This is a genomic window from Pseudomonas sp. IAC-BECa141, assembly GCF_020544405.1.
In the GTDB taxonomy this organism is placed as follows: Bacteria; Pseudomonadota; Gammaproteobacteria; order Pseudomonadales; family Pseudomonadaceae; genus Aquipseudomonas.
This window is the reverse complement of sequence record NZ_CP065410.1, coordinates 61127-84756: the sequence shown is the minus strand read 5'-3', so window position 1 is coordinate 84756 and position 23630 is coordinate 61127. Positions and strand designations below refer to the sequence as shown.

25 protein-coding genes are annotated in these 23630 nt (G+C 61.3%); 14 read left to right on the top strand and 11 right to left on the bottom strand.

Translation table 11 applies throughout. The features are described 5' to 3' along the window. Window positions 1–55 precede the first annotated feature (55 nt). The 3 genes from ctaD to I5961_RS00390 all read left to right on the top strand — a co-directional run bounded on the left by ctaD (window position 56) and on the right by I5961_RS00390 (window position 3242). Window positions 56–1648, top strand: coding sequence for a cytochrome c oxidase subunit I (gene ctaD, locus I5961_RS00400; protein WP_085696532.1), 1593 nt, complete (start codon window positions 56–58; stop codon window positions 1646–1648). A 129-nt stretch (window positions 1649–1777) separates the two neighbouring features. After that, window positions 1778–2329: a cytochrome c oxidase assembly protein gene (locus I5961_RS00395; RefSeq protein WP_011331799.1), complete on the top strand. Its 552-nt coding sequence runs from the start codon at window positions 1778–1780 to the stop codon at window positions 2327–2329. 25 nt (window positions 2330–2354) lie between these two features. Then, on the top strand, window positions 2355–3242 hold the full coding sequence (locus I5961_RS00390) for a cytochrome c oxidase subunit 3 (protein WP_085690430.1): 888 nt from the start codon (window positions 2355–2357) through the stop codon (window positions 3240–3242). Between the two features lie 8 nt (window positions 3243–3250). On the opposite strand, the gene I5961_RS00385 is transcribed toward I5961_RS00390, so the two are convergent. After that, window positions 3251–3454 (bottom strand): twin transmembrane helix small protein, encoded by a 204-nt coding sequence (locus I5961_RS00385; RefSeq protein WP_227234035.1) that lies wholly within the window; start codon window positions 3452–3454, stop codon window positions 3251–3253. A 72-nt stretch (window positions 3455–3526) separates the two neighbouring features. Here I5961_RS00385 and I5961_RS00380 point away from each other — a divergent pair, with 72 nt between their 5' ends. Genes I5961_RS00380 through I5961_RS00360 form a run of 5 tightly spaced genes read left to right on the top strand, consistent with a single transcriptional unit; the run spans window position 3527 to window position 7435 of the window. After that, window positions 3527–4267 (top strand): SURF1 family protein, encoded by a 741-nt coding sequence (locus tag I5961_RS00380; protein ID WP_085702220.1) that lies wholly within the window; start codon window positions 3527–3529, stop codon window positions 4265–4267. Further along, window positions 4233–4826, top strand: a complete 594-nt coding sequence (locus tag I5961_RS00375; RefSeq protein ID WP_085696939.1) for a hypothetical protein — start codon at window positions 4233–4235, stop codon at window positions 4824–4826. The genes I5961_RS00380 and I5961_RS00375 overlap by 35 nt, the downstream gene beginning before the upstream one ends. Window positions 4827–4836: 10 nt before the next feature. Then, a complete protein-coding gene (locus I5961_RS00370) occupies window positions 4837–5916 on the top strand; it encodes a COX15/CtaA family protein (protein ID WP_227234033.1) in 1080 nt (359 codons plus the stop codon). After that, on the top strand, window positions 5904–6803 hold the full coding sequence (gene cyoE / locus I5961_RS00365) for a heme o synthase (protein ID WP_085696537.1): 900 nt from the start codon (window positions 5904–5906) through the stop codon (window positions 6801–6803). The genes I5961_RS00370 and cyoE overlap by 13 nt, the downstream gene beginning before the upstream one ends. Then, complete coding sequence (locus I5961_RS00360) at window positions 6800–7435, top strand: SCO family protein (RefSeq protein ID WP_227234032.1); 636 nt, start codon at window positions 6800–6802, stop codon at window positions 7433–7435. The genes cyoE and I5961_RS00360 overlap by 4 nt, the downstream gene beginning before the upstream one ends. A gap of 157 nt (window positions 7436–7592) precedes the next feature. Here the strand turns inward: I5961_RS00360 and I5961_RS00355 are convergent, their stop codons facing one another. The 3 genes from I5961_RS00355 to I5961_RS00345 all read right to left on the bottom strand — a co-directional run bounded on the left by I5961_RS00355 (window position 7593) and on the right by I5961_RS00345 (window position 10122). After that, window positions 7593–8366 carry a MetQ/NlpA family ABC transporter substrate-binding protein gene (locus tag I5961_RS00355; protein ID WP_085696540.1) on the bottom strand — a complete coding sequence of 258 codons (774 nt, stop codon included), beginning with the start codon at window positions 8364–8366 and terminating at the stop codon, window positions 7593–7595. Window positions 8367–8440: 74 nt separating this feature from the next. Next, window positions 8441–9115 (bottom strand): methionine ABC transporter permease, encoded by a 675-nt coding sequence (locus I5961_RS00350; RefSeq protein WP_007953997.1) that lies wholly within the window; start codon window positions 9113–9115, stop codon window positions 8441–8443. Beyond that, window positions 9115–10122, bottom strand: coding sequence for a methionine ABC transporter ATP-binding protein (locus I5961_RS00345; protein ID WP_085696542.1), 1008 nt, complete (start codon window positions 10120–10122; stop codon window positions 9115–9117). Before I5961_RS00345 ends, I5961_RS00350 begins: the two co-directional genes overlap by 1 nt. A gap of 259 nt (window positions 10123–10381) precedes the next feature. Here I5961_RS00345 and katE point away from each other — a divergent pair, with 259 nt between their 5' ends. Further along, window positions 10382–12523 (top strand): catalase HPII, encoded by a 2142-nt coding sequence (katE, locus tag I5961_RS00340; RefSeq protein ID WP_227234030.1) that lies wholly within the window; start codon window positions 10382–10384, stop codon window positions 12521–12523. A gap of 120 nt (window positions 12524–12643) precedes the next feature. On the opposite strand, the gene I5961_RS00335 is transcribed toward katE, so the two are convergent. From I5961_RS00335 to zur, 4 genes are read right to left on the bottom strand one after another with little or no spacing between them, the layout of a single operon-like run. Further along, window positions 12644–13357 carry a PA5502 family lipoprotein gene (locus I5961_RS00335; RefSeq protein WP_085702223.1) on the bottom strand — a complete coding sequence of 238 codons (714 nt, stop codon included), beginning with the start codon at window positions 13355–13357 and terminating at the stop codon, window positions 12644–12646. Window positions 13358–13394: 37 nt separating this feature from the next. Beyond that, window positions 13395–14183 (bottom strand): zinc ABC transporter permease subunit ZnuB, encoded by a 789-nt coding sequence (gene znuB, locus I5961_RS00330; RefSeq protein ID WP_085647186.1) that lies wholly within the window; start codon window positions 14181–14183, stop codon window positions 13395–13397. Further along, complete coding sequence (gene znuC / locus I5961_RS00325) at window positions 14176–14961, bottom strand: zinc ABC transporter ATP-binding protein ZnuC (RefSeq protein ID WP_085690422.1); 786 nt, start codon at window positions 14959–14961, stop codon at window positions 14176–14178. Before znuC ends, znuB begins: the two co-directional genes overlap by 8 nt. Next, window positions 14961–15443, bottom strand: coding sequence for a zinc uptake transcriptional repressor Zur (gene zur / locus I5961_RS00320; RefSeq protein ID WP_085696548.1), 483 nt, complete (start codon window positions 15441–15443; stop codon window positions 14961–14963). The genes znuC and zur overlap by 1 nt, the downstream gene beginning before the upstream one ends. Before the next feature lie 66 nt (window positions 15444–15509). Here zur and I5961_RS00315 point away from each other — a divergent pair, with 66 nt between their 5' ends. Continuing rightward, a complete protein-coding gene (locus tag I5961_RS00315; protein WP_227234029.1) occupies window positions 15510–16430 on the top strand; it encodes a zinc ABC transporter substrate-binding protein in 921 nt (306 codons plus the stop codon). Between the two features lie 41 nt (window positions 16431–16471). On the opposite strand, the gene I5961_RS00310 is transcribed toward I5961_RS00315, so the two are convergent. Then, on the bottom strand, window positions 16472–17425 hold the full coding sequence (locus I5961_RS00310; RefSeq protein ID WP_085696551.1) for a homoserine kinase: 954 nt from the start codon (window positions 17423–17425) through the stop codon (window positions 16472–16474). Between the two features lie 61 nt (window positions 17426–17486). Next, window positions 17487–17783: a DUF2782 domain-containing protein gene (locus tag I5961_RS00305; protein ID WP_085696553.1), complete on the bottom strand. Its 297-nt coding sequence runs from the start codon at window positions 17781–17783 to the stop codon at window positions 17487–17489. A 74-nt stretch (window positions 17784–17857) separates the two neighbouring features. On the opposite strand from I5961_RS00305, the gene polA reads away from it, so the two are divergent. After that, window positions 17858–20665, top strand: a complete 2808-nt coding sequence (gene polA / locus I5961_RS00300) for a DNA polymerase I (RefSeq protein ID WP_085702224.1) — start codon at window positions 17858–17860, stop codon at window positions 20663–20665. A gap of 330 nt (window positions 20666–20995) precedes the next feature. On the opposite strand, the gene yihA is transcribed toward polA, so the two are convergent. Further along, a complete protein-coding gene (yihA, locus tag I5961_RS00295) occupies window positions 20996–21646 on the bottom strand; it encodes a ribosome biogenesis GTP-binding protein YihA/YsxC (RefSeq protein WP_085696556.1) in 651 nt (216 codons plus the stop codon). 191 nt (window positions 21647–21837) lie between these two features. Between yihA and I5961_RS00290 the strand changes: the two genes are divergently transcribed. From I5961_RS00290 to I5961_RS00280, 3 genes are all read left to right on the top strand, one after another. Next, window positions 21838–22143, top strand: a complete 306-nt coding sequence (locus tag I5961_RS00290; protein WP_085696557.1) for a c-type cytochrome — start codon at window positions 21838–21840, stop codon at window positions 22141–22143. Window positions 22144–22175: 32 nt separating this feature from the next. Continuing rightward, window positions 22176–22787 carry a c-type cytochrome gene (locus I5961_RS00285; protein WP_039764863.1) on the top strand — a complete coding sequence of 204 codons (612 nt, stop codon included), beginning with the start codon at window positions 22176–22178 and terminating at the stop codon, window positions 22785–22787. A 200-nt stretch (window positions 22788–22987) separates the two neighbouring features. Next, on the top strand, window positions 22988–23629 hold the full coding sequence (locus I5961_RS00280) for a thiol:disulfide interchange protein DsbA/DsbL (RefSeq protein WP_085696558.1): 642 nt from the start codon (window positions 22988–22990) through the stop codon (window positions 23627–23629). Window position 23630 lies beyond the last annotated feature (1 nt).

Below are 23630 nucleotides of genomic sequence, written 5' to 3'. Positions count from 1 at the left end.
GGTCGGAGCCCTGCGCCCCGGCCTGCCCAGTCCACTCACATGAAGGAGACCGGCCATGAGCGCTGTCATCGATGACCACGGTCATGCCGACCACGACCACGCACACGGCCCCGCCAAAGGCCTGATGCGCTGGGTGCTGACCACCAACCACAAGGACATCGGCACGCTGTACCTGTGGTTTGCGTTCTGCATGTTCCTGCTCGGCGGCTCGTTCGCCATGGTGATCCGCGCCGAGCTGTTCCAGCCCGGCCTGCAGATAGTCGAGCCGGCGTTCTTCAACCAGATGACCACCATGCATGGCCTGGTCATGGTGTTCGGTGCGGTGATGCCGGCGTTCGTCGGTCTCGCCAACTGGATGATCCCGTTGATGATCGGCGCGCCGGACATGGCCCTGCCGCGGATGAACAACTTCAGCTTCTGGCTGCTGCCGGCCGCGTTCCTGCTGCTGGTCTCGACCCTGTTCACCCCCGGTGGCGGGCCGAACTTCGGCTGGACGTTCTATGCCCCGCTTTCCACCACCTATGCACCGGAAAGCGTGACGTTCTTCATCTTCGCCATCCACCTGATGGGGATCAGTTCGATCATGGGCGCGATCAACGTGATCGCCACCATCCTCAACCTGCGCGCCCCCGGCATGACGCTGATGAAAATGCCGCTGTTCGTCTGGACCTGGCTGATCACCGCGTTCCTGCTGATCGCGGTGATGCCGGTGCTGGCCGGGTGCGTGACGATGATGCTGATGGACATCCACTTCGGCACCAGTTTCTTCAGTGCCGCCGGTGGCGGTGACCCGGTGCTGTTCCAGCATGTGTTCTGGTTCTTCGGCCACCCCGAGGTGTACATCATGATCCTGCCGGCCTTCGGTGCCGTCAGCCAGATCATCCCGACCTTCTCGCGCAAGCCGCTGTTCGGCTACACCTCGATGGTCTACGCCACGGCGAGCATCGCGTTTCTGTCGTTCATCGTCTGGGCGCACCACATGTTCGTGGTGGGCATTCCGCTGGTGGGCGAGTTGTTCTTCATGTACGCGACGATGCTGATCGCGGTGCCGACCGGGGTGAAGGTGTTCAACTGGGCCAGCACCATGTGGCAGGGTTCGATGACCTTCGAGACACCGATGCTGTTCGCCGTGGCGTTCGTGATCCTGTTCTCCATCGGCGGTTTCTCCGGGCTGATGCTGGCCATCGCGCCGGCGGACTTCCAGTACCAGGACACCTACTTCGTGGTGGCGCACTTCCACTACGTACTGGTGCCGGGAGCGATCTTCGGGATCTTCGCCTCCGCCTATTACTGGCTGCCGAAATGGACCGGCCACATGTACGACGAAACCCTGGGCAAGCTGCACTTCTGGCTGTCCTTTGTCGGCATGAACCTGACGTTTTTCCCGATGCACTTCGTCGGCCTGGCGGGCATGCCCCGGCGGATTCCGGACTACAACCTACAGTTCGCCGACTTCAACATGGTCTCGTCGATCGGCGCGTTCATGTTCGGCGCCACGCAGATCTTCTTCCTGTTCATCGTGATCAAGACCATCCGTGGCGGCGAACCGGCTCCGGCCAAACCGTGGGATGGCGCCGAAGGTCTGGAATGGAGCGTGCCGTCACCGGCGCCGTATCACACCTTCACCACGCCGCCGGAAGTGAAATGAATACTTTCTGCCTTGTGGAAACTCCTGTGGGAGCGGGCTTGCCCGCGATGACGGCCTGCCTGAAACACCGCGTCGGCTGCATCGCTGGCAAGCCGGCTCCCACAGGGTTCTCGGCCGAGGGCAAGGATCATGGCTGACTCGATTTCGATGAAGAAGCTGGTCACCCGACTGCTCGGCGTGGTGGTGGCGATGTTCGTCTTCGGTTTTGCCCTGGTGCCGATCTACGACGTGATGTGCAAGGCCTTCGGCATCAACGGCAAGACCGCCGGGCAGTACGAGGGCGAGCAGACCGTCGATGCTTCGCGGCAGGTCCGGGTGCAGTTTCTGTCGACCAACACCGCCGACATGCCGTGGGATTTCTATCCCAAGCATGACGAACTCACAGCCAACCCCGGCGCGGTGAACGAGATGATCTTCATCGCGCGCAACCCCACCGACAAACCGATGAGCGCGCAAGCGGTGCCGAGCATCGCGCCGAGCAATGCAGCGGCGTATTTCCACAAGACCGAATGCTTTTGTTTTACCCAGCAGGTGCTGCAGCCCGGTCAGCAGATCGAGATGCCGGTGCGTTTCATCGTTGACCGCGACATGCCCAAGGACGTGAAGCACCTGACGCTGTCCTACACGCTGTTCGATATCACCGCCCGACATCCTCCGGTGGCTGCAAACACTGGCGGTTAAGCGTGCCCGATAAGGAGAACAATAAATGGCAACTCATGAGCACTATTACGTCCCGGCCCAGAGCAAGTGGCCGATCGTGGCCACGGTGGGGATGTTCGTCACCGTGTACGGTCTGGCGACCTGGTTCAACGATCTGAAGGCAGCGCGTCCGGAATCCCACGGCCCGCTGATCTTTTTCGTCGGTGGGCTATTGCTGGCGTACATGCTGTTCGGCTGGTTCGGCGCGGTGATCAAGGAAAGCCGAGCGGGGTTGTACAGCCCGCAGCTGGACCGCTCGTTCCGCTGGGGCATGAGCTGGTTCATCTTCTCCGAGGTGATGTTCTTCATCGCCTTCTTCGGCGCGCTGTTCTATGTGCGGCACGTCTCCGGCCCGGCACTGGGCGGCGAAGGCACCAAAGGCATCGCCCACATGCTCTGGCCGAACTTCCAGTTCACCTGGCCGCTGCTGCACACGCCGGATCCGAAACTGTTCCCGCCGCCCAAGGAAGTCATCAGCCCCTGGGGCCTGCCGCTGATCAACACCATTCTGCTGGTGAGCTCCAGCGTGACCATCACCATCGCCCACCACGCGCTGAAGAAAGGTCATCGCGGCGCGCTGAAACTGTGGCTGGCGATCACCGTGCTGCTGGGTTGCGCGTTCCTCGGCTTCCAGGCCGAGGAATACATCCACGCCTACCACGAACTGGGGCTGACGCTCGGCTCGGGCATCTACGGCGCGACGTTCTTCATGCTCACCGGTTTCCACGGCGCCCACGTGACCATCGGCACGATCATTCTGTTCGTGATGCTGATGCGCATCATGAAGGGCCACTTCGACAACGAACATCAGTTCGGCTTTGAAGCAGCGAGCTGGTACTGGCACTTCGTCGATGTGGTGTGGATCGGCTTGTTCATCTTCGTTTACGTGCTCTGAGGATCAACCTACCAAGGCGCGTGCGACACCAGTTGGCCGCTGTAGAAACCCCAGGCGATCAGGCCGACGGTGACGGCGGCCAACGTCACCCGAACACTCAAGGCGATCACCAGGCGATTCGAGCTGCTGTCGTCCTTGACCAGGAAAAACAGGCCGCTGAACAGGCTGAGCACCGTGGCAATCAGCATCAGGACGATGGCTGCTTTGAGCATGGGAAGAACTCCGGGGGAACAAGCGATGCACTTGAGTATAGCGATCGCATTCACTGATTTTCCGGCGCAACCATGAAGCGCTTCCGGCCGGGCGTCGTGCCGACACTGGTGGTCGGCCTGCTGCTGCCGTTGCTGGTTTCGCTGGGCTTCTGGCAACTGGGCCGGGGCGCGGAAAAAACCGCCCTGCTCGCCAGCTACGCCGAACGCCGCGCCGCCGAACCGATGGCCAGCACCGAGTTGCTGCACAGCGCTGATCCGGCCTTTCGCCGGGTGCATCTGCACGGCCAGTTCGATGCCGCCCACAGCCTGTTGCTGGATAACCGTCAGCGCAACGGCAAGGTCGGCGTCGAACTGCTGCAACCGTTCCAGGATCAACGCAGCGGCCAGTGGCTGCTGGTCAATCGCGGCTGGTTGCCGTGGCCGGACCGGCGCACGGCCCCGCAATTCAACACGCCGGCTGACGCCGTGAATGTCGATGCCTGGGTGTATGTCGCCCCCGGCGCCACCTTCCAGCTGCATGCCGATCCGGTCAGCAGCACCTGGCCGCAAACCGTCACCGCCATCGAGCCCGCCAAGCTGTGGAAAACCCTCGAACGCGACGGCTTCGCCTACGAATTACGTGCCGAACCCGGCCCGGCCAGCTATCAGGCTGACTGGCCGGTGGTCGCAATGGGCCCGGAAAAACACCTTGGTTACGCCGTGCAGTGGTTCGCCATGGCCACCGCCCTGCTCGGTCTCTACCTCTATCTCGGCTGGCACAACGCAAAGGAGAAACACCATGGGAGCGGCCATGAATCCACCCAGCATGTCTGAAACGAAAGCCCCGGCCAGTCGCCGTCGCGGACGCATCCAGCTGCTGCTGATCGTGCTCGGTGTGGTCGGTCCGATGATCCTCGCCACCGGCATGTACAAGCTGCAGTTCTGGGTGCCGGAAGGTCGCAGCTATCACGGCGAACTGATCGGCAACGGCCAGACCCGCGCCGACCTCGGCATCCAGTCCGACGAAACGCGCTGGCAGATGCTGGTCACCGCGCCGAAGGATTGCGCGGTGGACTGTCAGCAACTGGTGTACCTGGCGCGCCAGATCCAGATCGGCCTGGGCCGCGAAGCCGGGCGCGCCAGCCATGCACTCGCTGCTGCGCAACCGCTGGGCGCCGACTATGAAGCCAAGCTGACCCGCGAATACCCGCAGCTGCAACGTTACCCGCTGGACGCAGCGACTTTCAGCAAGGCCACGGGCGACAAGGCCACGCCGCAACTGTGGATCATCGACCCCCACGGCAACCTCGTGCTGCGCTACGACCCGAGCGTCAAAGGCAAGGATCTGCTCAACGACCTGCGCCACCTGCTGAAACTGTCGAACATCGGATAAGGGCATCGTCATGGCCAAACCTGGATTTCGCCTCGCGCTGTTTGCCACGCTGCTGGCACTGATCGTGGTGCTGCTCGGCGCCTACACCCGCCTGACTCATGCCGGCCTCGGCTGCCCTGACTGGCCGGGCTGCTACGGCTTCATCAGCGTGCCGAAGAGCCAAGCCCAACTGGCCCATGCCGAACTGCATTACCCCGACTCACCGGTGGAGGCGCACAAGGGCTGGAACGAGATGATCCACCGCTACTTCGCCGGCACCCTCGGCATGTTGATCTCGATTCTGGCCGGGCGGGCGTGGGTCAATCGTCGTCATCCGGGACAACCGCTGAAACTGCCGCTGTTTCTGCTGGCGGTGGTGTTCGCCCAGGCGGCGTTCGGCATGTGGACGGTGACGCTCAAGCTCTGGCCGCAGGTGGTGACCGGGCATTTGCTCGGCGGGTTCGCGACCTTGAGCCTGCTGTTTCTGCTGACCTTTAGACTGTCCGGTGTGCTGCCGGCGCTGACCGTGCCCAAGCGTTTGCAATACTGGGCTACCGCCGGACTGTTATTGGTGATCGGCCAGATCGCCCTCGGTGGCTGGGTCAGTTCCAACTACGCGGCAGTGGCCTGCATCGACTTCCCGACCTGTCACGGCCAATGGCTGCCGCCGGCGGATTTCGCCAACGGCTTTCACCTGACCCAACACATCGGCCCCAATTACCTCGGCGGGCAACTCGACAGCGATGCACGCACGGCGATTCACCTGACCCACCGCATCGGCGCGTTGCTGGTGACAGTCGTGCTGCTCGGTCTGGCCTGGCAGCTGAAAGTGGTCGGCATGACGCGACTGGCCGGGCTGGTACTGATCGCCCTCGCCGCGCAGATCACCCTCGGCATCAGCAACGTGCTGTTCCATCTGCCGCTGCCGGTGGCCGTGGCGCATAACGCCGGCGGTGCAGCGTTGCTGCTGACGATGGTGCTGGTCAACTATCACGCGCGGACCAGCCTGGTTCGGGTCAAGCAGCCGATGATCGCGCGCTGGCGCCTGAGCCCGCGCAAACACTCGGCGGCGCCCATCACTATTAAAGGAGAGACGCCATGGCGATTCTGATCGGCGAACGTCCGGCGCAGGCGCTGTGGCGCGATTACCTGGAGCTGACCAAACCGAAAGTCGTGGTGCTGATGCTGATCACCTCACTGGTGGGCATGTTCCTCGCGACCCGCGCCGGGGTGCCGTGGACGGTGCTGGTGTTCGGCAACCTGGGGATCGCGTTGTGTGCCGGGGGCGCGGCGGCGGTCAATCATGTGGTGGATCGGCGCATCGATGCCGTCATGGCGCGCACCCATAAACGCCCGTTGGCAGAAGGCAGGGTTTCGCCCACCGCGGCACTGACCTTTGCGCTGGTGCTGGCGTTGCTCGGTCAGGCCTTGCTACTGACCTTCACCAATCCGTTGACCGCGTGGCTGACCCTGGCCTCGCTGCTCGGCTACGCGGTGATCTACACCGGTTTCCTCAAACGCGCGACGCCGCAGAACATCGTCATCGGCGGCCTCGCCGGTGCCGCCCCGCCGCTGCTCGGCTGGACCGCTGCCACCGGCCACATCGGTGCCGAACCGTTGCTGCTGGTGCTGATCATCTTCGCCTGGACCCCGCCGCACTTCTGGGCGCTGGCCATCCACCGCAAGGAGGAATACGCCAAGGCCGACATTCCAATGTTGCCGGTCACCCACGGCGAGCACTACACCAAGGTGCACATTCTGCTGTACACCTTCGCCCTGCTGGCGGTAAGCCTGCTGCCATATGTGATCCACATGAGCGGCCTGCTGTACCTGATCTGTGCGCTCGGTCTGGGCGCGAGGTTTCTGCAATGGGCCGTGGTGCTGTACCGTGGCACTCGGCCGCACGCGGCGATCAACACCTTCAAGTACTCTATCTGGTACCTGTTTCTGCTGTTCATCGCCCTGCTCGTAGACCACTACCTACTGTTGAACCTATGACTCGAACCCAGAAAACCGTCTTCATCCTCGTCGCCGTGATCGCGCTGATCCTCGGCCTGACCGTCAACAAAGTGCTGAGCGGCAAGGGCCAGGGCGACCCGACCGCACTGATCGACGCCGGCATCATCCTGCTGCCGCAGAGCCGCAACCTGCCGGACGTGACGATGACCAATCAGGACGGCCAACCGGTCACGGTCAACGAGCTCAAAGGCAAGTGGAGCCTGTTGTTCTTCGGCTACACCTTCTGCCCGGACATCTGCCCGACCACCCTCGCCCAACTGCGCCAGATCAAGAGCGAACTGCCGAAGGATGCGGTGGATAAATTGCAGATCGTGCTGGTCAGCGTCGACCCGAACCGCGACAACCCTGCACAGTTGAAGCAATACCTGGGCTACTTCGATCCCCAGTTCGTCGGCCTGACGCCGAAGTCAATCGACGAGCTGCAGAAGGTGGCGAATGCGGTGAGCATTACATTCATTCCGGCCGATACCAGCAAACCGAATTACACGGTGGATCACAGCGGGAATCTGGCGGTGATCGGGCCGGACGGTACGCAGCGCGGGTTCATTCGTGCGCCGTTGAACAATGCCAAGCTGGTGGCGCAGTTACCGGTGATGCTCAACCGCAAGTAAAAATGAACGCACAGAAAAGGGGACGCCACTGGCGTCCCCTTTTTCGTTTTTGATCGTTCCCACGCTCTGCGTGGGAACGCAGCAAGGGACGCTCTGCGTCCCAGCGGACGCGAAGCGTCCGGGATGCATGCCCACGCAAAGCATGGGCACGATCAGATCAGAAGGCCGGCAGCACCGCGCCTTTGTACTTCTCGGTAATGAATTTCTTCACTTCCGGGCTGTGCAGCGCAGCGGCCAGTTTCTTCATGGCGTCGCTGTCCTTGTTGTCCGCGCGGGACACCAGGATGTTCACGTAAGGCGAGTCGCTGCCTTCGATGACCAGCGCATCCTTGGACGGATCAAGCTTGGCTTCCAGCGCATAGTTGGTGTTGATCAGCGCCAGGTCGACCTGGGTCAGCACGCGCGGGATGGTCGCGGCTTCCAGTTCACGGATCTTCAGGTCTTTCGGGTTCTGGGCGATGTCCTTGACGGTCGACAGGATGTTGGTCGGATCCTTCAGGGTGATCACACCGGCCTTGGCCAGCAGCAACAGCGCACGGCCGCCGTTGGTGGCGTCGTTCGGGATGACCACGTTGGCGCCGCTTGGCAGCTCTTCGATTTTCTTGATCTTGCTGGAGTAGGCGCCCAGTGGTTCCAGGTGCACGCCGGTCACGGACACCAGGCTGGTGCCCTTGGCCTTGTTGAACTCATCGAGGTACGGCTGGTGCTGGAAGAAGTTGGCGTCCAGACGCTTTTCGGCCACCTGGACGTTCGGCTGAACGTAGTCGGTGAAGACCTTGACCTTCAGATCCACGCCTTCTTTGGCCAGTACCGGCTTCACGAATTCGAGGATTTCCGCGTGCGGCACCGGGGTGGCGGCAACGGTCAGGGTTTGCTCGGCATGGGCCGAGAACGCTGCGACGGCAGCCAGGGCAACGATCAGTTTTTTCATTCAGCTAACTCCTTTTTACGGCGCCCGTCTGGCGCCTGCCAGCGAATGGCCGGCTCATGTCATTACAAAACCGGTTATTTGCGCGAGAAGTGCACGACCAGTCGGTCGCCTACCATTTGCAGCACTTGCACCAGAATCAGCAGCAATACCACGGTGACAATCATCACGTCGGTCTGGAACCGCTGGTAGCCGAAACGGATCGCCAGGTCACCCAAGCCGCCGGCACCGACCACACCGGCCATCGCCGTGTAGGAAACCAGTGTAATCGCCGTCACCGTAATCGCTGCGAAGATGCCCGGACGGGCCTCCGGCAGCAAGGCGTTCATGATGATCTGGCGAGTAGTCGCGCCCATCGACTGGGTCGCTTCGATGATGCCGCGATCGACTTCACGCAACGCGGTTTCCACCAGCCGCGCGAAGAACGGCGTCGCACCCACCACCAGCGGCGGAATCGCACCGGCCACGCCCAGCGAGGTGCCGGTGATCAGCACGGTGAACGGGATCATCACGATCAGCAGAATAATGAACGGCAGCGAACGCAGGATGTTCACCACCAGCGACAACAAGGCGTATACGCCTTTGGCTTCGAGCAACTGACGTGGGCTGCACAGAAACAGCAACACGCCCAGCGGCAAGCCGAGCAGCACGGTGAACAGCAGCGAACCGCCGAGCATCATCATGGTGTCGCCGGTGGCGAGCCAGATTTCGTACCAGTCGATATTGGTGAAGAAACTCATCAGGTCTTCCATTAGCGCAACACCTCCATATGAACGTCAGCGGCGGTGAAGCGGGCGAACGCCGCTTCCATGTCGCCACCGGTGACGGCGAGGGTCAATTGCCCGTAGGGAATGTCTTTGATGCGGTCGATGCGACCGGCCAGGATGCTGTAGTCCACACCGGTTTCCCGGGCGACGGTACCGAGCAACGGCGCGTAGGTCGCTTCGCCCTGGAAGGTCAGACGCACGATGCGGCCCGGCACATGAGCGAAGTCATCGCGTTGCTCGCTTTCGTCGATCTGTTCGTCTTCCTGCACGAAACGCTTGGTGGTCGGGTGCTTCGGATGCAGGAACACATCGGCCACCGAACCTTGCTCGACAATCACACCGGCATCCATCACGCCGACCTGATCGCACACGCGGCGGATCACATCCATCTCGTGGGTGATCAGGACGATGGTCAGCTTCAGCTCGCGGTTGATCTCGGCCAGCAGTTGCAGGACCGACGCCGTGGTCTGCGGGTCAAGAGCGCTGGTGGCTTCGTCGCACAGCAGGATCTTCGGTTTGGTCGCGAGCGCGCGGGCGATGCCGACGCGCTGCTTCTGGCCACCGGAAAGCTGCGCCGGGTATTTTTTGGCGTGATCGGACAGACCGACCCGCGCCAGCAACTCGGCCACACGCTGATCGATCTCGGCACGGGACAGTTCACCGGCCAGGGTCAGCGGCAGCGCGACGTTGTCGGCCACGGTCTTGGACGCCAGCAGGTTGAAGTGCTGGAAGATCATCCCGACCTGCTGACGGAAACGGCGCAGGCCTTTGGCGTCCAGCGCGGTGACTTCTTCGCCGTCGACGATGATCTTGCCGCCACTGGATTGCTCCAGGCGATTGATCAGACGCAGCAGGGTACTTTTTCCCGCACCGGAATGGCCAATCAGGCCGAACACCTGACCGTTCTCGATGGAGAAGCTGGTCGGGTGCAGCGCGGTGATGTCCTTACCGGCGACGCGGTAAGTTTTATGGACGTTTTGAAACTCGATCACGTAGCGAACCTTGTGGGGCGCGTTGGAAAAGGATCAGCGGTTAGCCGGGCGCGCATTTTAGCCTGTCCGTATAGAGGTTATTAGCATTTATTCCGCATTCAACCTGTCATTTGGCAATAACGCGATCAAAGGTCATAAAAAAGGAACGCCCAAAATCCTCATCAGTCACTAGTTAAGCGACTTGAAACTCCGGGCGCCGTGTCCGGAAACCACTCAAGAGCCTCGGCAGCACCGGGGTCAAACGAGGAGTTTACGTCTGATGAGCAGCAAAAAACCTGTCCCTTCCAAAAGTGAGCTGGCCGGAACCGATACTCTGGATCGCGCCAACACCAACGCCAAACTCGACAGTCTTGAAAAATTTCGCTCCGACGCCACCGGCCAGGCCCTGCGCACCAATCAGGGCGTGAAGGTCGCAGACAACCAGAACACGCTGAAGGCCGGCGCTCGCGGGCCGTCGCTGCTGGAAGACTTCATCATGCGTGAAAAGATCACGCACTTTGACCATGAGCGGATTCCCGAGCGCATCGTCCACGCCCGCGGCACCGGCGCCCATGGTTTCTTTCAGAGCTACGAGAACCATTCGGCGCTGACCAAGGCCGGTTTCCTGCAGGATCCGGGAAAGAAAACCCCGGTGTTCGTGCGGTTTTCCACGGTGCAGGGGCCACGCGGTTCCGGCGACACCGTGCGTGACGTGCGTGGTTTTGCCGTGAAGTTCTTCACCGACGAAGGCAACTTCGATCTGGTCGGCAACAACATGCCGGTATTTTTCATTCAGGACGCGATCAAGTTTCCCGACTTCGTCCACGCGGTAAAACCCGAACCGCACAACGAAATACCCACCGGCGGCTCCGCGCACGACACCTTCTGGGATTTCGTGTCGCTGGTGCCGGAATCGGCGCACATGGTCATCTGGGCCATGTCCGACCGCGCCATCCCGAAAAGCCTGCGCAGCATGCAGGGTTTCGGTGTGCACACCTTCCGCCTGATCAACGCCGAGGGCAAATCGCGCTTCGTCAAATTCCACTGGCGCCCTACCGCCGGTACCTGTTCGCTGGTGTGGGACGAGGCGCAAAAGCTTGCGGGTAAAGACACCGACTACCACCGGCGCGATCTCTGGGAAGCCATCGAGATGGGTGATTACCCGGAATGGGAACTTGGCGTACAGATCATCGAGGAGGAAAACGAACACGACTTCGATTTCGACATCCTCGATCCGACCAAACTGATCCCCGAGGAAATCGTCCCGATCACGCCGCTGGGCAAGATGACCCTCAATCGCAACCCGGACAACTTCTTCGCCGAGACTGAACAGGTCGCGTTCTGCCCCGGCCATATCGTGCCGGGGATCGACTTCTCCAACGACCCGCTGCTGCAAGGTCGGCTGTTTTCCTACACCGATACGCAAATCAGCCGACTTGGCGGGCCGAACTTTCATGAGCTGCCGATCAATCGCCCGGTCGCGCCATTCCACAACGGCCAACGCGATGCCCAACACCGTACGGTGATCGACAAGGGCCGCGCCTCTTACGAACCGAACTCCATCGATGGTGGCTGGCCGAAAGAAACGCCACCGGCGGCGCAGGACGGCGGGTTCGAAAGCTATCCGGAGCGGATCGACGCCCACAAGATCCGTCAGCGCAGCGAGTCGTTCAGCGATCACTTCTCCCAGGCGCGGCTGTTCTTCAACAGCATGAGCCCGCACGAGAAAGAGCACATCATCGCTGCCTACAGTTTCGAACTGGGCAAGGTTGAGCGTGAATTCATCCGGGCGCGGGAAGTGAACGAGATTCTCGCCAACATCGACCTGGAACTGGCCAAACGCGTGGCGGCCAACCTGGGTCTGCCGGCGCCAGGCAAAGGTACCGTGGACGTGCCGAAAACTTCACTGGATCGCTCGCCAGCGTTGAGTCAGGCCAACCTGTTGCCGGAAAACATCAAGACACGGAAAGTCGCGATCCTTGCGGCCAACGGTGTCGATGGTGCGGCGATTGATGCGATGAAGAAGGCGCTGGCGGCAGAAGGTGCGCACGCCAAGCTGCTTGGCCCGACTTCGGCGCCAGTGAAGACCGCCGATGGCAAAACCCTGGCGGTGGATGCATCGATGGAAGGCATGCCATCAATTGCGTTCGACGCGGTATTCGTGCCGGGTGGCACGGCGTCGATCAAGGCGTTGAGCGGTGACGGCGTGGCGTTGCACTACCTGCTGGAGGCGTACAAACACTTGAAGGCAATCGCGCTGCATGGCGAGGCCAAACAGTTGCTGGACGTGCTGAAGCTGGAGGCGGATGCCGGATTGCTGGAGGGCAAGGATGTTGGCGCGCTGACCAAGCCATTCTTTGCGGCGATCGGGCAGCATCGGGTTTGGGACCGGGAGCCCAAGGCCAAGGCCATTCCTGCTTAAGGCTGTTGGTTGACAGAAAGGACGCCTTCGCGAGCAAGCCCGCTACCACATTGGTTCTGTGTCGCACACGAACTCAATGCGGGAGCGGGCTTGCTCCGGGCGGCGTTCCGACGAAACTTTTCAGGGTTTGCGCGGGCTCAGAACCATCTGTGCCGGCACGCTGCGCAGAATCTGTTTCTCGATTTTCAGATCGAAATCCGGATCTAGCTTCTTCACGCGCTTGGTGATCAACGTCGCCAGCCACGGGTAATCATTGGTGCGCGGGGCCTGAATGCTTACCGCACAGTCGTAATTCACCACATCGGCGGCGATCGCATCCAGTTGGCGACGAAGTTTGCGGCTGTCGGTGATATTCAGCGCGATCGTAGTGCTTTGCGCAGTCGGATCGATCACCTTGGCTTTCGGCTTGGCTTCAGCGGCTTGCAGCGCCGCTTCGGCTTTCTCCAGTTCAGCCTTGCGCGCTTCAGTGATCGCGCCGTTGACGCCACCCGTCAGCGCCGGGGCCTTGGGCATCAGCACGCGGGCACGGGCCAGCGCAGTCGCCGCCGCATTCACATCGCCCTTTTGCAGGACGATCTGGCTGCGACGCAGATAGGCCTCGGCCAACTGGCGCTGGTATTGCTCAAGGGATTGATCGTTGGGTGTTTCGGCCTGCAAGGCTGCCAATTGGTCTTCGGCAGTGGCCAGTTCGCTGCTGGCCAGACTTTGCTCCAGCTGTGCGATGGCCGTGGCCCGCGCATCGGGGACTTCGGCCACCGGCGGCGTGCTTTGGCAGGCGCCCAGCAGCACTGAAAAGGCCACAAGGAGCAGATAACGGGAGGCGAACGGCTTCATTCCTGCGACTCTCTATTTGCGCAAAAAACGAGCAAGTCTACACCCCTCGACGGGGCAGAACAAAACTCAGCAGAAACAGTGCGGCCGCCGTCACAACGATGGACGGGCCGGCCGGGGTGTCCTTGAACCAGGACAGCGCCAGCCCGCCACACACGGCGAGCATGCCCAGCACGCTCGCGCCCAGTGCCATCTGCTCCGGCGAACGGGCGTGACGTTGTGCCGCAGCCGCCGGGATGATCAACAGCGATGTAATGAGCAACACACCGACGATTTTCATCGCCACCGCGATCACCACCGCAATCAACAACATCAGCGCCATGCGCAATCCGGCCACCGGCAGGCCTTCGACCCGCGCCAGTTCTTCGTGCACGGTGATCGCCAGCAGCGGGCGCCACAAGGTCACCAGCAACACCAGCACCGCCGCGCTGCCGCCGAGGATCCACGCCAGATCGGTCGGGCTGATCGCCAGCAGGTCGCCGAACAGATAGGCCATCAGGTCGATCCGCACTTCATGCATGAAGCTTAGTACGACCAGCCCGAGAGAGAGCGTGCTCGGCGCAAGAATGCCCAACAGCGTGTCGGACGCCAGTGGCTGGCGCTGCTGCAAGGTCACCAGCAGCACCGCCAGCAGCAGGCAGCCCACGGTCACCGCGACAGTCGGGCTGACATCCAGCAGAAAGCCCAGCGCCACGCCGAGCAGTGCGGCGTGGGACAGGGTGTCACCAAAATAGGCCATGCGCCGCCAGACCACGAACGAGCCCAGCGGCCCCGCGACCACCGCCAGCGCCAGACCTGCAAGCAGGGCGTAGAACAGAAAATCAGCCATGCTTGCAGCTATCTCCGTGAACGTGAGGTTGAGCCGACAGGGGCCCTTTGACCACCGACCCGTGCAGGTCGTGGGCGTGATCATGATGGTGGTGATAGATCGCCAGGCTCGGCGCATTGTTGCCAAACAGCTCGACGAAGGCCGGATCGCCGCTGACCTGCTCGGGATGCCCGGAGCAGCAGACGTGACGGTTGAGACACACCACCTGATCGGTGGTGCTCATCACCAGATGCAGATCGTGAGAAACCATCAATACGCCGCAGCCGTGACGGTCACGCAGTCGGGTGATCAGGCTGTACAGCTCGGCTTGTCCGGCGACATCGACGCCCTGAACCGGCTCGTCGAGCACCAGCAGCTCCGGCTCGCGCAACAAGGCACGGGCCAGCAATACCCGCTGCATTTCACCGCCGGAAACGCTTTGCACCGGGCTGTCGATGACGTGCTCGGCGCCGACTTCCTTGAGTGCCGCCAGCGCACGCGGGCGATCGACCCCCGGCACCAGCCGCAGGAAGCGCAGCACCGACAGCGGCAAGGTCGGATCGACGTGAAGTTTCTGCGGCATGTAACCGACGCGCAGTTTCGGTTTGCGCCAGACGCTGCCGCTGTCGGGTTTCAGCAGCCCGAGCACGGCACGCACCAGGGTGGTCTTGCCGGCGCCGTTGGGGCCGATCAGGGTGACGATCTGTCCCGGCTCGACGCTCAGGTGAATGTTGTCCAGCACGTTCTGCCCGGCAAACCGGACCGCCACCTGCTCCAGACGGATCAGCGCATCGCTCATCAAGCCCCCCGACAACCGGAGCAGAGGCCGACCACTTCGACGGTCTGGGCTTCGACGATGAAGCCGACGTCCTTGGCACTGTGAACGATGGCGTCGCTGATGCTTTTTTGTTCAAGTTCGATGGCGGCGTGGCATTCGCGGCAGATCAGGAACTGGCCCTGGTGCGAATGCTCCGGGTGAACGCAACCGACGAAGGCGTTGAGCGAGGAAATGCGGTGCACCAGGCCGTTTTCCAGCAGGAAGTCCAGCGCCCGATACACGGTTGGCGGAGCAGCGCGGCGGCCATCCTGCTCGCTGAGCACCGCCAGAATGTCGTAGGCACCCAGCGGCTTGTGGCTCTGCCAGACCAGTTCCAGCACTCGCCGGCGCAGCGCGGTCAGGCGCAAGCCTTTCTGTGCACACAGGGCATCGGCCTCGGACAGCGCGCTGTGAACGCAGTGCGAGTGGTCGTGGGGACGGCTGGCAATCGGGGTAATAGGCATGAGCGGCGACGAGTTTGGTTAGAGACGTTATTATGTTACCCGTTCTCGCCTCATTGAGTGGTCATCGTGTCCCGACTTTTTTCTGTTTTTGTCGTATTCATCACCGGTTTTCTGCTGATCGGTCCGGCTCAGGCCGAGGTCAGAATCCTCACCAGCATCAAGCCCCTGCAATTGATCGCCGCTGCAGTGCAGGACGGTGTATCGATTCCGGAAGTGCTGCTACCGCCGGGGGCTTCGCCGCACAACTACGCATTGCGTCCGTCCGATGTGCGCAAAGTGCAATCGGTGGACCTGCTGTACTGGATCGGCCCGGACATGGAAGGTTTCCTGCCTCGCGTGCTGAACGGTCGTACGCTGCCGAGCGTCGCGGTACAGGATCTTTCAGGCATGAAGCTGCGTCGTTTCGCTGCGGACAGCCACTCCCACGCTGAAGAAGCCGACGAACACGATCACGATCATCGCCCGGGCAGCCTCGATGCGCATTTGTGGCTATCGCCGGTGAACGCGCGGGTTATTGCCGACAAAATGGCTGCTGACCTGAGCGCCGCAGACCCGGCCAATGCCGAGCGCTACCAGAGCAACGCCAAGGCGTTCGATGAGCGTCTGGATGCACTCGACCAGCGCTTGAAGAAACGCCTGGCCGGTATTGAAGGCAAACCCTACTTCGTCTTCCACGAAGCCTTCGACTACTTCGAAGACGCCTACGGCCTGAAACACACCGGCGTATTCAGCGTGGCGGCGGAAGTGCAGCCGGGCGCCCAGCATGTGGCGGCGATGCGCGCGCGATTGCAGGAGGTCGGCAAGACCTGCGTGTTCAGTGAGCCGCCGCTGCGTCCACGCCTGGCCGAAACGCTGGTGGCGGGCCTGCCGGTGAAGCTGGCGGAGCTGGATGCGTTGGGCGGGTACACGCCAGCGACGGCTCAGGGTTACGAGCAAGTGCTGGAGAAGCTGGGGAATGACCTGGCGGGCTGTATCGAATCGCTCTGATACAAAAAACCGCAGCCTGCAAACAGGCTGCGGTTTTTCTTTTACAGGGCGAAAGGTAGCGGCGTATTGACCGCCTGACGCTGCGCCAGCCGCTGCTCGAACTCTTTCGGATCATGGATCAGCACGTCCTGCCCGGCGAACGATTCCGCCGCGATCAACCGCGAAAGCCAGAACCGCACGCACGCCACTCGCAACATGGTCGGCCACAGCTCGGCTTCGGCAGCCGTGAACGGTCGCAGTGCCGCGTAGGCACCCAGGAACGCACGCGCACGCGGGCCGTCGATCAGACCGTCATCGTCAGAGCACCAGTCGTTCAGAGCAATCGCCACGTCATAGAGCATCGGCCCGGAGCAGGCATTGTAGAAGTCGATCAGCCCGGTCAGGTGAGTGCCTTCGAACATCGCGTTGTCGCGGAACAGATCGGCGTGGATGTTCGCCCGTGGCAGCGCGAGAATTTTCTCTTTCTGTTGAGTGATTTCATCGAGCGCGGTTTGCAGCAGTGCGCGCGGTTCATCGCTCAGGTGCGAAAGGAACTGAGTACCCTCCTCCAGCATCCAGTCCAGGCCACGATCGGTCTTGCGCTTGATCATGTTGTCGCCCTGGGTCGCCAGGTGCAGATGCGCCTGTAGGTCACCGACCTGCGCGCAATGCTGGGCGTTGGCCTGCTTGATGTGCTTGCCCGCCAGACGCGGCTGCAGCAGTGCCGGTTTGCCTTTCAGCTCGCGCAAGGCCACGCCGTCAGTGGTGCGCAGTGCGTAAGGCACCGGCAGATCGGCTTCGTGCAACACGTCGAGCAGGTCGATGAAGAACGGCATTTCCTGCACCGGCCCGCGCTCGACCAGGGTCAGGACGAACTCGCCCTTTTCCATGCTGATGAAGAAGTTGGTGTTTTCGCTGCCGGCGGCGATCCCCTGGAAATCGAGCAGACGGCCGAGCCCGTAAGGGGCGAGAAAGGTTTCCAGCTCGGGCCGAGCCAGGGGGGTGAACACAGACATGGTTAAAAACTGCTCAGTTCTGGCGCCGCTATCAGACGGCGCCGATTAAAAGTCAGGAAACTTACTTCCAGGTAAAGATTTCCCACGACGGAATCAGCATATCCGGCTGGTCGGACCGGATGTAGTTCGCGTCCGTACCATCGGCGCGCACCAGGAAATAGGGTTTGCCGCCCTTCGGTGTGACCTTGATCGCATACACGAATCCACTCCGGCTGTATTCCTGAATGACCTTATCGCCTTCCGTGTGCGTGCTAATGGTAACTTCCGGCTCCGAGGATGGCGCATCATCCGCCGCCATCGCGGCCAGCGGTGAGACAGCAATCAGACTGACCAGCAGCAAGCGATTTAACGTACGCATGATAACCTTGTCCCTTTGTCGTCAATGGTCCCGCTATTCTAGCGCCGGGCCCGCCGAAAAGGTTGATTCTGCTCATGAGCCAAGCCCCCCTCGTCCTGGTGGACGGTTCGTCTTACCTGTACCGCGCCTTTCACGCGCTGCCACCGCTGACCACCTCCAAAGGCATGCCGACCGGTGCGGTCAAAGGCGTGTTGAACATGCTCAAGAGCCTGCGCAAGCAGTATCCGGACAGCCCGTTCGCCGTGGTGTTCGACGCCAAGGGTGGGACATTTCGCGATGAGATGTACGCCGAATACAAGGCCAACCGCCCAAGCATGCCGGACGACATGCGCGTGCAGATCGAGCCGCTGCACCAGAGCGTGATCGCCCTCGGTTTCCCGCTGCTGTGCGTCGAAGGCGTCGAGGCCGATGACGTGATCGGCACCCTGGCTCGCAGCAGCGCGGCTGCCGATCGTCCGGTGATCATCTCCACCGGCGACAAGGACATGGCGCAACTGGTCGACGGCCACATTACCTTGGTCAACACCATGTCCGGTAGTTCGATGGACGTGGAGGGCGTGAAGGAGAAATTCGGCGTCGCTCCCGAGCAGATCATCGATTATCTGGCCCTGATGGGCGACTCTTCCGACAATATCCCCGGCGTTCCGGGTATCGGTCCGAAGACTGCTTCCGGCCTGCTGGTGGGCGTCAACGGTGGCCTGACCGAGCTGTATGCGCAGCTCGACATCGTGCCGACCCTGCCGATTCGCGGCGCCAAGACCCTGCCGGCCAAGCTCGAAGAGCACAAGGAGATGGCGTTCCTCTCCTATCAACTGGCGACCATCAAGGTTGACGTGCCGCTGGATATCGGCCTCGACGACCTGCAAATGGGCCCGGAAGATCCGGCCAAACTGCTTGAGCTTTACACCCTGCTGGAGTTCAAGAGCTGGATCAACGATCTGCAGCGGGACGCCAAGCGTCTGGAACTGAGCGTTGCCACCGAGCCTGCGCCGGCCGGCGATCTGTTCAGCGCGCCTGTCGTAGAAGAAGCGCCCGCCGCTCCGACTGAAGCCGCGTATGAAACGATCCTCGATCAGGCGCGCTTCGACGTCTGGCTGGAAAAGCTGAAGAACGCCAAGCTGTTCGCCTTCGACACCGAAACCACCGGGATCGACGCCCAACAGGCACAACTGGTCGGTCTGTCCTTCGCGGTGCAGGCCAACGAAGCAGCCTACATCCCGCTGACCCACTCCTACATCGGCGTACCGGAGCAACTGGATCGCGACACCGTGCTGCGCGCGCTCAAGCCGATCCTGGAAGACCCGAACAAGCTCAAGGTCGGCCAGCACGCCAAGTTCGACATGAACATCCTGGCCAACTGCGCCATCGGTGGCGACCAGAACGAAGGCATCACCGTACGCGGGGTTGCCTTCGACACGATGCTTGAGTCCTACGTGCTCAACTCCACCGCCACTCGTCACGACATGGACAGCCTGGCGCAGAAGTACCTCGATCACACCACCGTGAGCTTCCAGGACATCGCCGGCAAAGGCGCCAAGCAGCTGACCTTCGACCAGATCGCCCTGGAACAGGCCGGGCCGTATGCCGCCGAAGATGCCGACGTGACCCTGCGCCTGCACCAGACGCTGTTCGAGAAGCTGAGTGCCATCCCGAGCCTGGCCAGCGTACTGACGGATATCGAGATCCCGCTGGTGCCGGTGCTCGCTCGCATCGAACGCCAGGGCGCGTTCGTCGACGCTGAACTGCTCGGCATCCAGAGCATCGAGCTGGGCAACAAGATGGTCGCGCTGGAGCGTGAAGCCTTCGAAATCGCCGGTGAAGAATTCAACCTCGGCTCGCCGAAGCAACTGGGCGTGATCCTCTACGAAAAACTCGGCCTGCCGGTGCTGAAGAAGACCGCCAAGGGCCAGCCATCCACCGCCGAAGAAGTGCTGGCGAAGCTGGCCGAAGACGATCACCGCTTGCCGAAAGTGCTGATGGAACACCGTTCCATGAGCAAGTTGAAGAGTACCTACACCGATCGCCTGCCGGAGCAGATCAACCCGCGCACCGGACGTATCCACACCTCATATCATCAGGCCGTTGCGTCGACCGGTCGCCTGTCGTCGAGCGATCCGAACCTGCAGAACATCCCGGTGCGCACCGCCGAAGGCCGGCGCATCCGCCAGGCGTTCGTCGCGCCGAAAGGCTACAAACTGCTGGCGGCGGACTACTCGCAGATTGAACTGCGGATCATGGCGCACCTGTCCCGCGACGAGGGCTTGATGAACGCCTTCCGCAACAATCTGGACGTGCACACAGCAACGGCAGCGGAAGTATTCAAGGTCGAGCTGAACGAAGTGACCTCCGACCAGCGCCGTGGCGCCAAGGCGATCAACTTCGGCCTGATTTACGGCATGGGCGCGCAGAAGCTGGGCAAGGACATCGGCGTCGACACCAAGACCGCCAAGGCCTACATCGACACCTATTTCGCGCGCTACCCGGGCGTTCGCGAGTACATGGACCGCACCCGCGCGCAGGCAGCAGATCAGGGTTTCGTGGAAACGATTTTCGGTCGTCGTCTGTATCTGCCGGACATCAACTCCAACAAGCCGCAGGAACGTGCCGCCGCCGAGCGCACCGCTATCAACGCGCCGATGCAGGGCACCGCAGCGGACATCATCAAGAAAGCCATGGTGGCGGTGGATAACTGGCTGAGCGCTTCCGGGCTGGACGCCAAAGTCATCCTGCAGGTGCACGATGAACTGGTGCTGGAGGTACGCGAGGATCTGGTCGATCAGGTTCGCGAAGAAATACGCGTGCACATGAGCGAAGCGGCAAAACTGGACGTGCCGTTACTGGTGGAAGTCGGGGTTGGCAACAACTGGGACGAGGCGCACTGAGGTTTCTGAGACGGGGTTTTGCCGCGACAGAGCGTCGCGGCAAAGGCATCGAAAACCGCTTAGGCCTGATCGTTCTTGAGCTTATTCCAAAGTTCTTTGAAAAATTCTGAACTAATCTTGCGACAAGGCACTCAGAGATACTGAATGGCTGGTGAAGCCCTTCGATGCTCCTATGTTGTGTTAAGTGTTGGCAGATATCTGAACCCCGCCCTAGCGGTTCGGAGCTTAAACCCCGGAACTTCTCCCTCCCCATATGAAGTCCGGGGCTTTTTTTGCCTAAAAACTGCCTGTGCCTTGCCTGGCGGCACCACAGACAGTTTTGAAATCCCCTTATTCTGCCTCGGTCGCCGCTTCGGCACCTTTATCCGCCAGCTCCATCCAGCCTGCCAACACAGTGTAGGCCTCTTCCAGGCCCATGCGTTTCGGGGCCGAGAAAAGCTGGATCGTCACTTGATCGCCCCAACCCTTGCGGATTTCCGACTGCACCTTGAGCAGGGTGTTCTTGGCTGCGCCGTAGGTCAGCTTGTCGGCCTTGGTCAGCAGGATGTGCATCGGCATGCCGGCGGCAACGGCCCAGTCGAGCATCAGCAGGTCGAAATCGGTCATTGGATGACGGATGTCCATCATCAGAATCAAACCCTTCAAACTCTCGCGGCCACCGAGATAAGCCTCCAGGTGACGCTGCCAGTGTTGCTTGAGCGGGATCGGTACTTTTGCATAACCGTAGCCCGGGAGGTCGACCAGACGCCGTTCATCGTCTAGCTTGAAGAAGTTCAACAGCTGTGTGCGACCCGGGGTTTTCGAGGTGCGCGCCAGGCTGGCGTGAGTCAGAGTGTTCAGCGCGCTGGATTTACCGGCGTTGGAGCGACCGGCGAACGCCACTTCAAAGCCTTCGTCGTCGGGGCACTGATCGACTTTGGCGGCACTGAGCATGAACGTGGACTGTTGGCACAGGCCGAGGATGGGATTCTTGAGTTGCATGGGATTTCCGATGTGGGCGGCGCCGGGATTAGGCGCGGAACGCGGTGTCGCTTCCGTTTCAGTGGCGCCAGTATATAATGCCGCAGATTTTGTGTGTGCTTTGTCCCAGCGAAGGATGAAGTTCACGAGAGCGACAGACTTTGATTGCGCATTAGAACGCAGAACGCTCTCAACCCTGAAAAGGTCGTTTTATGACGAAATGGCTGCTGGCTGCCGGAGTCTTGATGCCGCTGTACAGCGCACAGGCTACACAGGATCCGGAAGCCGTGTACAACCGTGTATGTGGAGCCTGTCATTCCGGCCAACTACCCATGGCGCCCAAAAGAGGCGATCAGGAAGCTTGGACGCCGAGGTTGGCGAAAGGTATGGAGACGCTGGTGCAACACGTGACCCAGGGTTTCAAGGCGATGCCGCCGCGTGGTTTGTGCATGGACTGCAGTGCCGAGGATTACCAGGCCATCATCCTATGGATGAGCGAGAGTAAGCCCGGTCCATAACTCTTAACCCTTAGCCGTAGTTGGATTAGCTGATGAACAAACTGATCGTGAGTCTGCTGTTGACCGTGGGAATCTCAGGTTTCGCCCATGCTGCAGGCGATGCCGCCGCAGGCCAGGCGAAGGCTGCCGTTTGCGGGGCCTGCCATGGCCCGGATGGCAACAGCATGGCGCCAAACTTTCCAAAGCTGGCCGGACAGGGTGAACGTTACCTGACCAAGCAATTGCACGACATCAAGTCGGGCAAGCGCACCGTTCTGGAAATGACCGGCCTGCTGACCAACCTGAGCGATCAGGACCTGGCCGATATCGCTGCCTACTTCGCCAGCCAGAAAGGCAGCGTCGGTGCCGCCGATCCGAAGATCGTCGCTCGCGGCGAAGCCCTGTTCCGTGGCGGCAACCTCGAGAAAGGCCTGCCAGCCTGCACCGGTTGCCACTCGCCGAACGGCGCCGGCAACGCAGCCGCCGGCTTCCCGCACCTGGGTGGCCAACACGCTCAGTACATCGCCAAGCAGCTGACCGATTTCCGCAAAGAAGAAGCCGGCCGCAACAACGACGGCGACGCGATGACCATGCGCACCATCGCCCGCAAGCTGAGCGATGAAGACATCGCGGCAGTCTCCAGCTACATTCAGGGCCTGCATTAACACGCGCGATTCGAGCGTTGCGTGCAATGGCCAACGCCTGTCACGTTAACGCTCGATTAATCCGTCGCAGCAAGTATAAAAAGGGTGGCTTTGGCCGCCCTTTTTTGTGGCCGCTGCCGTTACACTACAGAACTCATGCCCGCCAGGACCTGTCTGAAAACAGGTCGCGCGAGGCGACCAAAATTGTCCAGGAGTAAAGCATGCGTAACCTGATCATCAGCGCCGCCCTCGTCGCTGCCAGCCTGTTCGGCGTGACCGCCCAGGCCGCCGAAGCCCCTGCTGCCCCTTACGTCGAGCTGAGCAACCCGGTGCCGGTCGCCGTGCCTGGCAAGATCGAAGTGGTCGAGCTGTTCTGGTATGGCTGCCCGCACTGCTACGCGTTCGAGCCGGTGATCAACCCATGGGTTGAGAAACTGCCGTCCGACGTCAACTTCGTGCGCATTCCTGCGATGTTCGGCGGTCCTTGGGACGCTCACGGTCAAATGTTCCTGACCCTGGAAGCCATGGGCGTCGAGCACAACGTGCACGCTGCCGTATTCAACGCGATCCAGAAAGAACACAAGAAACTGACCGACAAGAACGACATGGCCGACTTCCTCGCCACTCAAGGCGTGGACAAGGACAAGTTCCTGGCGACCTTCGATTCGTTCGCCATCAAAGGGCAGATCGTAAAAGCCCGCGAGCTGGCCAAGAAGTATGAAATCTCCGGCGTTCCAACCATGATCGTCAACGGTAAATACCGCTTCGACATCGGCTCTGCCGGCGGCGCCGAACAAGCGCTGAAACTGGCTGACCAACTGGTGGCCAAAGAGCGAGCGGCCAGCAAGGCAGCCGCCAACTAAT

Excerpts from the sequence above, each read along its gene's own strand:
- ctaD (WP_085696532.1), top strand. The coding sequence starts at position 56 with ATGAGCGCTGTCATCGATGACCACGGTCATGCCGACCACGACCACGCA.
- I5961_RS00395 (WP_011331799.1), top strand. The coding sequence starts at position 1,778 with ATGGCTGACTCGATTTCGATGAAGAAGCTGGTCACCCGACTGCTCGGC.
- I5961_RS00390 (WP_085690430.1), top strand. The coding sequence starts at position 2,355 with ATGGCAACTCATGAGCACTATTACGTCCCGGCCCAGAGCAAGTGGCCG.
- I5961_RS00385 (WP_227234035.1), bottom strand. The coding sequence starts at position 3,454 with ATGCTCAAAGCAGCCATCGTCCTGATGCTGATTGCCACGGTGCTCAGC.
- I5961_RS00380 (WP_085702220.1), top strand. The coding sequence starts at position 3,527 with ATGAAGCGCTTCCGGCCGGGCGTCGTGCCGACACTGGTGGTCGGCCTG.
- I5961_RS00375 (WP_085696939.1), top strand. The coding sequence starts at position 4,233 with ATGGGAGCGGCCATGAATCCACCCAGCATGTCTGAAACGAAAGCCCCG.
- I5961_RS00370 (WP_227234033.1), top strand. The coding sequence starts at position 4,837 with ATGGCCAAACCTGGATTTCGCCTCGCGCTGTTTGCCACGCTGCTGGCA.
- cyoE (WP_085696537.1), top strand. The coding sequence starts at position 5,904 with ATGGCGATTCTGATCGGCGAACGTCCGGCGCAGGCGCTGTGGCGCGAT.
- I5961_RS00360 (WP_227234032.1), top strand. The coding sequence starts at position 6,800 with ATGACTCGAACCCAGAAAACCGTCTTCATCCTCGTCGCCGTGATCGCG.
- I5961_RS00355 (WP_085696540.1), bottom strand. The coding sequence starts at position 8,366 with ATGAAAAAACTGATCGTTGCCCTGGCTGCCGTCGCAGCGTTCTCGGCC.
- I5961_RS00350 (WP_007953997.1), bottom strand. The coding sequence starts at position 9,115 with ATGGAAGACCTGATGAGTTTCTTCACCAATATCGACTGGTACGAAATC.
- katE (WP_227234030.1), top strand. The coding sequence starts at position 10,382 with ATGAGCAGCAAAAAACCTGTCCCTTCCAAAAGTGAGCTGGCCGGAACC.
- I5961_RS00335 (WP_085702223.1), bottom strand. The coding sequence starts at position 13,357 with ATGAAGCCGTTCGCCTCCCGTTATCTGCTCCTTGTGGCCTTTTCAGTG.
- znuB (WP_085647186.1), bottom strand. The coding sequence starts at position 14,183 with ATGGCTGATTTTCTGTTCTACGCCCTGCTTGCAGGTCTGGCGCTGGCG.
- znuC (WP_085690422.1), bottom strand. The coding sequence starts at position 14,961 with ATGAGCGATGCGCTGATCCGTCTGGAGCAGGTGGCGGTCCGGTTTGCC.
- zur (WP_085696548.1), bottom strand. The coding sequence starts at position 15,443 with ATGCCTATTACCCCGATTGCCAGCCGTCCCCACGACCACTCGCACTGC.
- I5961_RS00310 (WP_085696551.1), bottom strand. The coding sequence starts at position 17,425 with ATGTCTGTGTTCACCCCCCTGGCTCGGCCCGAGCTGGAAACCTTTCTC.
- I5961_RS00305 (WP_085696553.1), bottom strand. The coding sequence starts at position 17,783 with ATGCGTACGTTAAATCGCTTGCTGCTGGTCAGTCTGATTGCTGTCTCA.
- polA (WP_085702224.1), top strand. The coding sequence starts at position 17,858 with ATGAGCCAAGCCCCCCTCGTCCTGGTGGACGGTTCGTCTTACCTGTAC.
- yihA (WP_085696556.1), bottom strand. The coding sequence starts at position 21,646 with ATGCAACTCAAGAATCCCATCCTCGGCCTGTGCCAACAGTCCACGTTC.
- I5961_RS00290 (WP_085696557.1), top strand. The coding sequence starts at position 21,838 with ATGACGAAATGGCTGCTGGCTGCCGGAGTCTTGATGCCGCTGTACAGC.
- I5961_RS00285 (WP_039764863.1), top strand. The coding sequence starts at position 22,176 with ATGAACAAACTGATCGTGAGTCTGCTGTTGACCGTGGGAATCTCAGGT.
- I5961_RS00280 (WP_085696558.1), top strand. The coding sequence starts at position 22,988 with ATGCGTAACCTGATCATCAGCGCCGCCCTCGTCGCTGCCAGCCTGTTC.